Here is a 12197-nt window from a genome sequence, read left to right as displayed (position 1 = left end):
CCTATTTCAGGACGAGACATATCAATTTAATGAAACCGAGTTTTGACAATATTGCCATAAGCCAATTGAATTATTCAAACTGCTATTTGAAATGATAATAGCGCTGACCACTTTATTGTAAATGTAGCAATGGGAATAGATGGTAATGGAAAATATTTCGCATTTTACGACAGTTCAACCAATTGGATTTACGTACTTAGTTCAAAAAACAAACTGTATTATAACTCTGCTGATGGAAAAATAAGCGGGAAAACTATGAGCCAGTATGGTAACCGAACAGGTCACCATGATTTCATACTAACGCAGGTAAGAAGAAGCATAGCCAAATAAATCATGAAAAAATTAATTACATTATTAAGTCTCCTCTTTACAGTTCAGATAGTTTTTAGTCAAAATCCTGGAAATCAGTCTACAGAGCCTATTAAAGAAATAATTTTCAAATTTTTTGAATGGGATAATATCAAAGATAATCTCAAACCTGGTTCCCAAAAATATTCCTTGACCAAGGAAACAATTACCGGCAATATGAAGAAAATCTCAATTGATAAAAAAGGTGTTGAGTTATATCTTAATCGATACAGGACATCTGGTCTTTTTTCAGAATCTTACCTCAATAACTTAAGGCAATATTTCTATGAAATTGGAAAAACATTAGATAGTAGCCCTAAAATTGAAAGAAGTGCAATTATTAAGGTTGATGGGATTGGCCTTGATATACCATTGCAAAGCTTAGAACCTGAACTTATTTTAGAACATTACAAAGAAGGGGTTTTAAAAGAATTCGCAATAATCAGCAACAAATGTATTGCGCAATTCTTTATACCTAAATATGAGACAAAATTAATATTTACGCTATCAAAGATTAATAATAACTGGGCAATAGATTACATCGGTTACTATCAATAACCATTATGTATGAAATATAGAAGATGTAATGGATACCACTCTAACACTAAAGATAAAGTACCTCTGGTTTGAATAATTAACAATGATAATTCGAACCCTAAATCATTTAAAGGGTTAGAACTAATAGCTGCTGTTCGCCGACAAGTGGAACGAGCCCTCGCTGGCGCACGCGTGCCACGTGTGAATAAATTGCAATAATCAAGACATTACTAGGAGAAGTAATTACAAATTCTAAAAAATTACTAAGTAAATATTGTAACATTGTAGGGATATGTATCTGCCTGGTGTATGTAGGTTCAAGCGTGTGGATTAAAATTACCAAGCTAAAGTGAAACCAGTTTCTCATTTTATAAAAGCCAATTGATTCGTTGAAATTGGTATTTTCGATGGTCTTTATAGGCTTAAATGCATAAGCGAAAGGTGTGCGGCAGAGAGGGGGATTAAATCGAGCTTAAGGGTAGATATAAAGTCGTTTGCTAATAGATTTTTTCCAAACTATAAATTCTAAACGCACTTACAATAATTGTTATCCAATGAAAATGAAGCGAATTGCTGCATAGCAAATTAATTTAGCCGATTGACCAGTTCGTCTGAAAATAATTATCTTCGTAAAGTATTATCGATATTTAGTATTTAACATAAAAGATGAGCGTATTAAAAACCAAATTAAATGCTAAAACTGATGCTCAACTCGTTTACTATATTGACCATGTAGGCAGACATACTGAGGACGCTGTTAGATGTGCCTTCAATATTTTGCAAGATAGAAACGTTGAATTGCCTGTAGATACATTGGAAAGGATAGAAAAAGAGCTCGTATTGCAAAAAGAGAATAAAAAAAAGGAAACGATACATCATTGGAGAAGCAATGTCGTAGAAGATCCAGAAGCTCCTGAATACTATTCACAATCGGCAATATATGTATTTTCGATTCTTTTCTCTGTTTTTTTCGGCTCATTTATGCTGGCATCAAATTGCAATTTTGCTGGAAGAAAAGGTTGGCAGGTTATAATTTTTGGTTTTTTATATACTGCGATTGCATTAATAGTCTTATCATACATAGATTTCAATATTGGATTGATTGGACCTTTCGTCGTCAATTCTTTAGGCATATGGATTATGTATGAGGCGTTTTGGAAACGTGACATCGGCGTGGAAAAAAAATATAGAGCAAAACCTATCTGGAAACCACTGATTATTGCTGCAGTTATCTTTACTCCAATTTTTTATTTTATAATTAAAATTACTCATTAGCAGAAAGGGAAGGGTCTGAGGGCATAATAGTCAGATTTATTCCAATTTCCGGAATATCGACCGCATAGTTTCTTTATCCAGACTTTCCATATCTATCAATTTTAAGTCTTTCACCATTTTTAAAGTAGAAGTTTTGTATTCTTTAAAATGAGGTGTTTGTAAATGTTGCTCATAAGCGGCTTTGTTTGCATAAATCTCTACAATCCTTACCTGTGTAGGGTATTCTTTTTGAAACATTGGGAAAATAGCAATCACGCCTGGTTCTTTAGCTATGGAAGCACCAGATTCTTCCTTTAAAATAGATTTGTATGCTTCTAGATGTTCAGGAACAATTTCTATTTCTGAAATACGAATCATCATATCGGGTTTGATAATAGGAAGAATGGGCTGAGCGATATTTCTAAGTAACGTATTAGCCTGTGTCGTACTGACGATTTGCTGGATGATGATGCTCACTTCCTTCAATTCGGCATCTGAAATGCCTGTATTTTTGCCCATTTTAATATGGGATTGTAGTTGGCTTTCTACGCCTTCCATGGATGCCAGTGCGGCGATTGTAATCAGTTCTCTTTTTCGAAGATCGAGTACCTTACTCGCAAAAATATCTGCAAACAGGTGTTCTTTTAGAAAAGCATCAATACGCGGAGCAAATTCTCCAAAACCGGGTGCTGGCTTGGTTTGAGGTGTTTTGGTTAATTCTTCCAAGGTTTTACGACCCTGTTCATATTTATCCTTAACGGTGTTCTCGATAATTTTCTGTCCTTCGGTATCGGAAATGTTTTTCGCTTTACGCTCAGCTAATAAATCAGAAAAAGTGTTTATAGCATTTAAACTTCTTGGGAAGCCACAGTGCGTACAGTTGAGTGAGTGTTTCCTTAATTTCATTAACTGTCAAGCCATTGTCCAGGCCAGTTGCTAGTTGAATTTTAAGCAAGTCTAATTTACCTGTTGCCGTTGCAGCAGAAATGCTGGCAAGGCTTTTTTCCTGTTGAGTTAAAACTGACATATTTTGTGCGCTAATGGTGGAGATAAGTGTGTTGGTAATTAAAAATAGCAATCCAACCTTCCAGCTAATTCTTTTCATTATTTATTGATCTGTTTGTGTGCGTTATTGTATTCTTCATCGCTAACTGCCTCAAGCCATTTATTTTCATTTGATAAAGGGCTGCCATTGGTGGCTAGGTGAGAAAACCAACTGTTGCTTGTGGCGCCATGCCAATGTTCTATGTTTGGTGCAATTTCCACAATGTCTCCAGCCTTTAGATGTCTTGCTGATTTTCCCCGCTCTTGGTAAAGTCCTTCGCCACCAACTACGATTAGCAGCTGACCGCCAGTATGGCTGTGCCAATTGTTTCTACAGCCTGGCTCGAAGGTTACATTTGCCAATGGCACATTAAGGTCTTTATTATTGGTTAAAGGAGCCAGATACGATTTGCCTGTAAAATATTTTGCAAAGCCGGTATTTTCTTCTCCCGTTGGGAAATCGCTTATTTTTGGAACTTTAGTATTCATTTTATTTTCAATTTTTTCAACTTTTGTTTGTGCTTTCAACTGTAGCGCACTAAATAAGGCTATTGTGGCAATTATTGCAATTTTTCTCATTATCAACTGCATTAAATCTGTTTAACAAATTTGGCAGGTATCCCAGCCACAACGGTGTTATCATCAACATTTTTTGATACCACCGCACCTGCAGCAACCACAGCATTTTCTCCAATCGTAACTCCTGGCAAAATGATTGCATTTGCACCTATCCAGGCATTTTTTTTAATATGGATTTTACCTGGCACTAATGCACTTCTTTCTGTTGGTGCCAGTGGATGACCTTCAGAAAGTAAACTTACTTTAGGGCCGATAAGTACATTGTCTTCAATCACGATTCCACCCAAAGTCAAAAAAGTACAGTCGAAGTTGATAAAAACATTTTTTCCGATACTTAGATGTCTGCCATAATTTATGTACAATGGCGGAAAAACGGCTACCGTTTCATCAATCTTTTGTCCGGTAATTTGACCAAGAAATTTTATAATGGTAAGCGGATCGGCGCTACTATTCATCTGCAGTAGCAATTGAATTGTTTCATATGCTGATTTTCTGAGCTCCGCTCTCCCTGGATGGGTAGAGGTTATCGCCTCACCATTTCTTAAATCATCGAATACTGAATTATCTGAATTATTCATATTATCAAAGCACCAAATTTCCGACCAATTTAGTTCTGATTTATGGCACTAATGGCGCCAAAAATGTCAAATATTACCTAATTTAGTTTTCAAATTCTATTAAATGATTGAAACGCCCGAGCCAAGAGTATTATCATTATCCCTTGAAAGTGTTGATGATGCAACCGAAAGACTTTTAAAAAAATACCATGTCCACTTGTACTGCCATAGTGGAAAGCTGGATTTTGTTTTCAATGAAGAGCACATGACCTGTGCATCTGGTCAGTTTTTATTTTGGTTTGCCGAAAGCAAATGGAATTTGGTAGAAGTGTCGAAAGATTTTAAGTCGACTGTTTTATTGGTAGAAAAAGATTTTTTGATAGATAATGTTCCTGATCAGGGTTGGAGCATCAATGCCCAGCTCCACTCCAGAGTATTTCCTGTTAAAGACATCAACTCAAAGGCGGAAAAAGAAAAGATACTTAACAATTTTAAATGGCTAATTCTTCGTTTCCAGGAATCCGAACATCGCTTTTATGAAGAGGCGCTTAAATTACAGATGCGTCTGTTTATCCTCGAAATGTGGCATAGCTTTGCTAATGAATACGAACGTCGCCGTCACAGTTTGCAAACCGGAACGCTATATGAACGGTTCATTAAACTACTACAGCAACATTGTCTTACCAAAAGGGAAGTGCAGTTTTACGCCAATGAACTGAATATTACGCCGAAATACTTAAACTACCTATGCAAAATTCATTCAGATCGTACTGCTTCTGATTGGATACATAGCCATGCAAAAGAAAGGATTATTTTGCTGCTACAAAACACAAATCTTAACATCTCCGAGATAGCCGATGAAATGTGTTTCAGCAGTACTTCATTTTTTACACGGTACGTTAAGAAGCTGTTTGGGCTAACGCCCACTGACTTTAGGGCAAGGTTAACTTAGCGTTAATATTGGTTCTAATTTTCAAACAACCGGCTGAAATGATTTAGTTCTTTTAGCTCAATTTTTGAAAATACAGAAAACGGCATTCAGTAGCAAAAAAGGTTATCTATTATGGGCAAATAAAAGTCGGTTTATCGCTGCATGCTCATCAAGCCTACAGTAACACTGCCTGGGCTATAAAATACAACCAATTCATAGTTTATATGATTTGGAAAGGTTCAGTTCCTGGTTTTTTATCATTTTAAGCCTAAGCTTTAGCATTAACGATTTGGTCAAAAGCCAACTTACTACTTCCTTCTCCTCTTCCTGTTTGTCTGTACCTTCCAATCCAATTGTAGGTTTTGCCATTGTACCATCTTGTTCTTTGCCAGGCCCGACTAATTATGGTACCAGAGTAGGGGATTTCTTCCTCATTAATAAAGTATGGGGCAATCTGTTCTGTTAAAATAATTCCTTTAGCCTTAACGGTATCGATTTGAGGTAAACCGAATTTTGGCAGGGAAGCTCTTTGAAAATGAATATCTTGGTGGCTTCCAGGTAGTTGCGCTGGAAGAAAAGGAATCCAGTTTTCGGGTACGAAGTTGCCCAGCTTGTAATGAATTAAGGCATCAGATTGGGGTAGAGGCTCCGGTAAAACATTGTCCTTTTTTGCAGCATCGTGTCCGCTTATACCAATACCCGTTCCATCAGGAATAATTTCTTCAATTCCCCACACCATATTCGCCATTTCATCGCGTATAAAGTTCACCTTTTCTAAAGGTGCGCTTTGTAGGGAATTGGCCAATGTAGAAGGCAGAAAAAATTGATTATTATAACTTCCTATATGATCTTTGTTGCTCAGATTAAACATGCTCCAGCGCTGCCATTGCTGGTCTAATCCTGCATCAGCTGCCTGAATTAAGGTGCGGTCGCCGAATACGTCTTTTACGACAAAGCCATCAATTTCGCATAAGGTATTTGTTTTCATCCGATACGGAATTGCAAACCAGTCGTTGCCATATACCAAACCAAACTCGGCAAATAGCAGCAGAAGTTGGTCGGTTGTTTTAGCGTTTATGTCTCCAAAGTTGATTGTGCGGTCTTCCATTTCCCAAAAACGTTGGTTTGGCATACCTTTGAAAGTGGTGGCAGTCGGAATAAATGAAATGGCGCTTTCTGTTGTTAAACTTGGTTCATAATCAGCTTGCTCTAACTTTAATTCGTTTTGCTCCAGGTTTACATCAAAGTTATACCAATCCAAATTTCCATTATGGTATTCAGGACTTTCTAAGACCAAATGAGTACCATCTGCCCTAGGTGCAGCCGTTGTGAAGCCATAACTTAGTTTTTGTCCATCCCAAGTTTTCTCCATATTATTTTCGGGTTGGGTATAAATTCGTTGATACCAACCTTTAAAATTTGAAATAAGGATATCCATCGCTGCTTGGTCTACATTAGATATGCCAACTTTGCTACTAAAACTTCCATCAAGAATATCAGCCAGTAAAAGTTCACCATTAATAGAACGTTTTATGGTACTATTTAGTAACTGTTTACTGCTTTCCTGGTTGGTAAAGTCAGGGTTATTATCTTCTGTTAGAGGATACGTAGTTACATATTTGGGATAATATGTTGATTTTTGAGTTGGAGTATGTAAGCTTATAAAATATTGAGATACCTGAATTTTCAAGGCTAAACTAAATGGAACTTGCTCCCTTTCAACCTGAGCTTCCATCGGAAGCTCATCACTATACAGCTTGGTTGGGTTTTGCTGAAGCGCCATTCTATCAATGTGGAGTTGTTTAGTAATTAGTCTGGCATCTATTGCAGAGCCCGCATCTTCACTTTCAAACTCACCCATTTGCCACTGCCTGGTTAAAAACCACAACCCATCATGCACAGCAGCTTTTAAGCTTTCATTAAAATTTTCCGTTCTTGGCCTTGGTTCAAGTCGGTTATAGGCAGTAATGGATGAAATCCTGTAATCCTTAACTAACACATCAGGCGAGAATTGTTTAATTTGGTCGGTGAGTTGAATCATGGTAATTTGATTTTAGTTTCCAGATTTTTAACATTTAAGAATTTCTCAGATAAATTCAGGGAGTAATCCAGGGAAATATTAGTGAAGCGACTTGCGCTAAACTCGGCCATGGTAGCCGGTAGTAAGGTTGTCAAATTAGGCATGGTGTCTACATCATCTGGTTCAATTGCACGTTCTTTAGCCCGTTGGAAAGTGTTTAATATCGTATTGGTTAAATCATTCCAATTCCATTTGCCGGTTTCATTTGGGCTAACTGCTAATAAAATTGCTTGCGGTGGACTACTATTTGGTTGATTATAATTGAAGGTTATTCCACTCACTTCCTCCCGATTAGGAATGGTTTCTGTCCACTCGTCAAACAATAATCCACTTTGAGCATTGTTCGGGTTAAATCCTTGCGGTGCATAATGAACATAGGCAATCGTGTCGCTGAGCAGTTCTGTGTTTTTAGGAAATTCGACTGAAAGCCAGCTATCATTCTCTTTATAAGGAAGCTGCAAAGGTTTTCCATTTAAATCATTCTGATTAAAATTATTGTGCAGTAATGTTACCATTTCCAGCGTATGCATTTTTTCACGAACTAAAGATGCGCTGTGTAGAAATTCTGCGACCGGTAAGTTCATGCCCAAACCTGCACTTTCGCCTGCAGGTGGGTTTACAGCACTTTTAGCGTAAGTCAATAATTCATCTGATGAAGCATTTGCAGCTACGATTTCTGCTTTGTTGCTAAAACTAAATTTTGGAATAACCATAGAGTTGTCGCCCAAAATTATTTGAATCATTTTTATGAGCTTCTTGCTTTCCTGCTCGGCTTCTCCGGTTGGATTTAATTTGGCGTTTTGCGCTAAATAGGATTGTTGCACTTCAGTTAATCTTAATAAAACGGTTTTTGCCTGTTCGATAAGCAACTTAGCAGCGTCTGCACTTTTATCAAATACCATGTTTGGAAAGGCGAAATTAAAATGAACGTCGGCCGTTGCCTTCAGTGTTTCTCTTAAATTTTCAAGTGTCGTATCGGTTAAGCTAATTTGTATTGCACTAAGGGTATTTTGAAGGGTTTGAATGGCTGCTTCTAAATAGTTTTGATATAAGGCTGCGGTTCTGTTTTTAAGTTCTGTCAAGTCAATCTTAGTAGGATTATCGTTTGGCTGAGTTTCGGTGACTGTTGTAGAAACAAAATCTATGGCGTTAAGTGGACGGCCATTTCCAATTAATTGACGGATATAGTTCGCAAATGGTAAAATTTCGGCAAAGGACTTCTTTGACAAATCGTTCGGACTACCACTATCAGAAAATAAGATGGTAACTAAGGTATTATCCGGCAAAGATTGCGATTTGAGAAAGGAATAGCGTATTCGGCTTTCTAACTCAGATGCACCCGAAGTTTCCAGTTTATTGCGAATAAGCAATACAAAATCTAAGGGTTGCAAATTTAAATCTTCCAAGCTTACAGCGACATTAATTACATTATCGGCTGAATCTTTTGCCGTTACCAGGCAGCGTATATCGGCAGGATTACCTAATAATTCCCCAATCCAATGGTTTAATGCAGGCTCTGTTATCGATTTTGCACTTGATTGTACATTTGACCAAGGATTTGTAGAAAGGGTGGCATCTAATGTTAGCACGATTCTGTTGGTGAATGTCATTTGTGTACTGCGGGCGGTATTGATGACTTCCACCTCAGGTGGGATGTTTCCAATTGATACAGATTGCATAACTGCCGCTGCCCGTTCAAAATTACCTGTAGCCATTTGGTAAGCACTTTCTGCCGTCATCAAATCTTTAAGTGCATCAAGTGTGTTTTGCAGGTTATTTTTTTCGAACTCCAAGGCTTTAATTTGCTCGGCATTTAGCGCTGGCAGATTCGCAACACCAAATGGGAAAGGTAAGATTACGTTGGCTAAGTCCAGGCCGTTTATTACCTCGTAATTTACTATAGTTTCTTCCGGTCCGCTTGTATTGCCCTCTTGGGGAATCTTGGTTTTTTTGATGGGAAAGGCTTTTCTAAAGTCGGGTTTTAATTGATTTAAAATTACCGGATTTACTTTTTTCGTGCTCCAATCATGCAAACCCCGTTCAAACTGATAACCTAATAATGCCTCAAGTGTTTGTCCGTTTCTAATGCCTTCTAGTATGGCTTTTGCCCTGCGAACCCGTTCAGACGAAAGGTTTACCGATAATAAATCTGCCTCGTCTCTATTTGCATGCGTTAAATAACCATTACGCAGTATTGCTGCTGCGGTTGCATGGTTTAAACTTGGGGCATGCACATATCCGCCATTTTCATTTTCAAGGTATAAATTGTCTTCTCCCTCAATAAGTCCTGCCGGTAAGGCGTTTTCTGATATTTTTTTACGGGTATTGCGCATTTTAACATTTTCCAAATAACCGTAACTGCCTAAATACAATCCTGTTTTGCGTTCTTTTATACTTGATGCTGTATTTCGGTGGCTTACAATTCGTTGGTCGAAAAGAGCAGTTTGCCAACTATCCAGGCGATAGCTGAGTGTATCTACATGTTCTATAAATGCTCTTTGCAAACGTGCTGTTGGCAAATCTTTTAAAATTTCAAGCGCCCATTTATTTTCTTTTAAATTTCTGGTGATGTTAATATCTAGAAGTGCTTTATGGACATGATTAAATAATGTGGCGCCAGACTGTTCTGTATTGATGAGTTTATTTACCGGTGCTTTATAAATTTCCCAAGGACTTACAGAGGCTGATGTACTCATGTTCATAAACTTTCTGCTTTGCAGTAATTCTGAGGCATTAATATTTTTGGTCGCTAAAAATTTAAAAATACTGTGGTTGGTTTCCAGCAACAATCCATTTTTTAGCATCATAAGCAAAAGTGAACTGGGTTTGTCCTTGTCGCCAAAATCCTGTTTTTCTAAACTGGTCTCATTATCTATATTGGCCAGTAACCAGTCGATGTAATTTAAATCTATATCATCCTGATAAGGCTTTATTTTTTGCTCTTCAGATAAAGGTTGCGCATCTACCAGGTTGTATTTATCCAATCGGGTATTGTAATGTTGAAAAATGATTTCTAGCAGCATTGGTGGTGTTTTTTTTGCACCATTTTCCTTCTGTGTTTTATAGCCCCAAGATTTTAGCAGGGTATTTAAACTTGATGCATGAATTGCCATCATCATCGTATCAGCAAAATATTTTCCGTTGATGCTGAATTTTTCCAAATTTTCTAGATAATCATAACTGTATCCTTTACGTTGGAAAAGCTCCACAGAGGAAGGATGCAGACCAAGAATTTTTAACAAGGTTGCACCTGCATCGCCATTTTTTGATATGTGCGGTAAATTATCGGTTTTATCCTTCCATTTAGCCGCCATATAAGTTAATATCTGATACATTTTTTGGTAGAAGACCTTACTGCTATCGGGTAAATTTGATAGACTATATTCTATCCGTTTGGAAGGATACGACCAAGAGTTAAAGTCACTGGTTACGATTATTCCGTAAGGTTGATTTCCTACACGAATGGAAGCTAATGGACCTCTTCCAGAAACGTAATTTATGAAATGGTTTCTTAATAGTTCTTTATCCGGTTCATCCAAAACACCATTAAGCATGCTGGTAACAAAATAGCCGAGTGTACCGGGATGTAATGCGGTATTCATTGCGATGGCTTCGCTATGGTCGGTTAGGTTACCGTTATTAACAGATTGAAAAACTTCATAATCTACACCAAAATATTCTGCAAGTCTTTGTCCGTCAGTTGCTTCTTTAAAATTATCAGATGGTGTAAACAATATATGGTCTTGTTCTGCCAGAAGTATAAAATCTTCTAATGATTCTTGCCTTTGATAACCAGAATCTTCATTATCTGTGTTATTGGTTGGTGTACCTTGTTTAAGTAGGGCAAAGCCTTCCTCACTATATTTATGATTATCAATTAAAGCTTCAAATAATTCCTTACCGTCTTTTTCATCTGCCGAGCTTTTTAAACCTACAACCAACAACTGGTCGTATCCAAGTTTTACATCTTCATCACTTTGTGTAATCATAAACCCTAAACCTTGCGCTACAGCGATCTCAAAATCTGCCATCCAGGCAAAATCTTCTCCATATTGGATTCGGTTTTCCAGGTCATCTCGGGTAAATGACGGGTCGTTCTCATCTATAATAGGCGCTGGGCCAACAACTACAATATCTTTTATTTGGTTTCCAACCAAGTGAAGCATTTCTTTTCCTGCTCTATAGCCCATTAAAACAAACCTGTCTGGTAACACATTTGTATGGGGTGCTTTTGTCCAGCTATCTGGTTTAGTTTCCGCATCAGCGAAAATCAGCGCTTCGGGTAATGATAAATCTGCCCGTTGATTCCAATTGGTTGGTTTGGTGCTTTTGGCTACCCAAGTGGCTCTATTGCTTCCAAATCTACTCCATAAATTTTTCCAGGCATTGTTTGTAAGTTCTTTATCGTTCGAGTTTTTAAATAATATTTCCCAATGTTTGCGTCCAAAAGTAAGCTCACTTTCAGTAAGCATTTTCTCATGAGTAGTTATCGAAATGTCATCAGGATAAATCCTTACCAAGAGCTGTGTGCCTCTGAGCGTTTTTCTGTATTTGGTTTCTAACCTTACCGGAAATAAGTTTATTGGAATATCGTCTTGCCATTCTTCTATTAACTGTTCAGGCTGTTGTTTAAGGTACAAACGTTCTATAACCTGGTTGGTCGTGTTCGTAATCGATTTCTTGTCTAGGCTACGTTTCTCAATTTGAGCATGTAATGCGCTAAGCTGCTCCTGATGTTTTTCATTTGGATTAGCTTTTAGTTCGCGTTGCAAATTAATGTATTGCAGTTGCAGTTTATACAACTCGTCTGCAGCTTTATCTCTTTGCGCCTTTATTTCCTTAATTTCTTTCATTGATTCAAGATATC

Annotated in this window: 10 protein-coding genes; 4 read left to right on the top strand and 6 right to left on the bottom strand. The window is 37.4% G+C overall.

Features of this window, described 5'->3' with window-relative positions; genetic code table 11:
* The first annotated feature begins 129 nt into the window (after positions 1 to 129).
* The 3 genes from D7004_RS10325 to D7004_RS10315 all read left to right on the top strand — a co-directional run bounded on the left by D7004_RS10325 (position 130) and on the right by D7004_RS10315 (position 2160).
* Complete coding sequence (locus tag D7004_RS10325) at positions 130 to 330, top strand: hypothetical protein (RefSeq protein ID WP_123205788.1); 201 nt, start codon at positions 130 to 132, stop codon at positions 328 to 330.
* A 3-nt stretch (positions 331 to 333) separates the two neighbouring features.
* The gene (locus D7004_RS10320; RefSeq protein WP_123205787.1) at positions 334 to 906 is read left to right on the top strand and encodes a hypothetical protein; all 573 of its coding nucleotides are present in this window, start codon (positions 334 to 336) and stop codon (positions 904 to 906) included.
* 645 nt (positions 907 to 1551) lie between these two features.
* Positions 1552 to 2160: a hypothetical protein gene (locus D7004_RS10315; protein ID WP_123205786.1), complete on the top strand. Its 609-nt coding sequence runs from the start codon at positions 1552 to 1554 to the stop codon at positions 2158 to 2160.
* A gap of 36 nt (positions 2161 to 2196) precedes the next feature.
* On the opposite strand, the gene D7004_RS21000 is transcribed toward D7004_RS10315, so the two are convergent.
* The 4 genes from D7004_RS21000 to D7004_RS10295 are packed head-to-tail and all read right to left on the bottom strand — an operon-like array spanning position 2197 to position 4340.
* Positions 2197 to 3045: an antibiotic biosynthesis monooxygenase gene (locus D7004_RS21000; protein ID WP_123205785.1), complete on the bottom strand. Its 849-nt coding sequence runs from the start codon at positions 3043 to 3045 to the stop codon at positions 2197 to 2199.
* Positions 2966 to 3244 carry a carboxymuconolactone decarboxylase family protein gene (locus D7004_RS10305; protein WP_123205784.1) on the bottom strand — a complete coding sequence of 93 codons (279 nt, stop codon included), beginning with the start codon at positions 3242 to 3244 and terminating at the stop codon, positions 2966 to 2968. Before D7004_RS10305 ends, D7004_RS21000 begins: the two co-directional genes overlap by 80 nt.
* On the bottom strand, positions 3244 to 3762 hold the full coding sequence (locus D7004_RS10300) for a cupin domain-containing protein (RefSeq protein WP_123205792.1): 519 nt from the start codon (positions 3760 to 3762) through the stop codon (positions 3244 to 3246). The genes D7004_RS10305 and D7004_RS10300 overlap by 1 nt, the downstream gene beginning before the upstream one ends.
* An 11-nt stretch (positions 3763 to 3773) precedes the next feature.
* Entirely contained in the window at positions 3774 to 4340 is a 567-nt protein-coding gene (locus tag D7004_RS10295; protein WP_123205783.1) for a DapH/DapD/GlmU-related protein, read from the bottom strand.
* 103 nt (positions 4341 to 4443) lie between these two features.
* Between D7004_RS10295 and D7004_RS10290 the strand changes: the two genes are divergently transcribed.
* Positions 4444 to 5271: a helix-turn-helix domain-containing protein gene (locus tag D7004_RS10290; RefSeq protein ID WP_123205782.1), complete on the top strand. Its 828-nt coding sequence runs from the start codon at positions 4444 to 4446 to the stop codon at positions 5269 to 5271.
* 247 nt (positions 5272 to 5518) lie between these two features.
* On the opposite strand, the gene D7004_RS10285 is transcribed toward D7004_RS10290, so the two are convergent.
* Together D7004_RS10285 and D7004_RS10280 are read right to left on the bottom strand one after the other, a co-directional pair.
* Positions 5519 to 7291 carry a hypothetical protein gene (locus D7004_RS10285; RefSeq protein ID WP_123205781.1) on the bottom strand — a complete coding sequence of 591 codons (1773 nt, stop codon included), beginning with the start codon at positions 7289 to 7291 and terminating at the stop codon, positions 5519 to 5521.
* The gene (locus tag D7004_RS10280; RefSeq protein WP_123205780.1) at positions 7288 to 12183 is read right to left on the bottom strand and encodes a hypothetical protein; all 4896 of its coding nucleotides are present in this window, start codon (positions 12181 to 12183) and stop codon (positions 7288 to 7290) included. Before D7004_RS10280 ends, D7004_RS10285 begins: the two co-directional genes overlap by 4 nt.
* Positions 12184 to 12197: the final 14 nt, after the last annotated feature.

Source organism: Pedobacter jejuensis (assembly GCF_003725795.1).
Classification (GTDB): domain Bacteria; phylum Bacteroidota; class Bacteroidia; order Sphingobacteriales; family Sphingobacteriaceae; genus Pedobacter; species Pedobacter jejuensis.
The sequence above is the reverse complement of the archived record's forward strand: the minus strand, read 5'-3'. Positions and strand labels throughout refer to the sequence as shown.

Excerpts from the sequence above, each read along its gene's own strand:
- D7004_RS10315 (WP_123205786.1), top strand. The coding sequence starts at position 1,552 with ATGAGCGTATTAAAAACCAAATTAAATGCTAAAACTGATGCTCAACTC.
- D7004_RS10325 (WP_123205788.1), top strand. The coding sequence starts at position 130 with ATGGGAATAGATGGTAATGGAAAATATTTCGCATTTTACGACAGTTCA.
- D7004_RS10290 (WP_123205782.1), top strand. The coding sequence starts at position 4,444 with ATGATTGAAACGCCCGAGCCAAGAGTATTATCATTATCCCTTGAAAGT.
- D7004_RS10300 (WP_123205792.1), bottom strand. The coding sequence starts at position 3,762 with ATGAGAAAAATTGCAATAATTGCCACAATAGCCTTATTTAGTGCGCTA.
- D7004_RS10285 (WP_123205781.1), bottom strand. The coding sequence starts at position 7,291 with ATGATTCAACTCACCGACCAAATTAAACAATTCTCGCCTGATGTGTTA.
- D7004_RS10320 (WP_123205787.1), top strand. The coding sequence starts at position 334 with ATGAAAAAATTAATTACATTATTAAGTCTCCTCTTTACAGTTCAGATA.
- D7004_RS10295 (WP_123205783.1), bottom strand. The coding sequence starts at position 4,340 with ATGAATAATTCAGATAATTCAGTATTCGATGATTTAAGAAATGGTGAG.
- D7004_RS21000 (WP_123205785.1), bottom strand. The coding sequence starts at position 3,045 with ATGAAATTAAGGAAACACTCACTCAACTGTACGCACTGTGGCTTCCCA.
- D7004_RS10280 (WP_123205780.1), bottom strand. The coding sequence starts at position 12,183 with ATGAAAGAAATTAAGGAAATAAAGGCGCAAAGAGATAAAGCTGCAGAC.
- D7004_RS10305 (WP_123205784.1), bottom strand. The coding sequence starts at position 3,244 with ATGAAAAGAATTAGCTGGAAGGTTGGATTGCTATTTTTAATTACCAAC.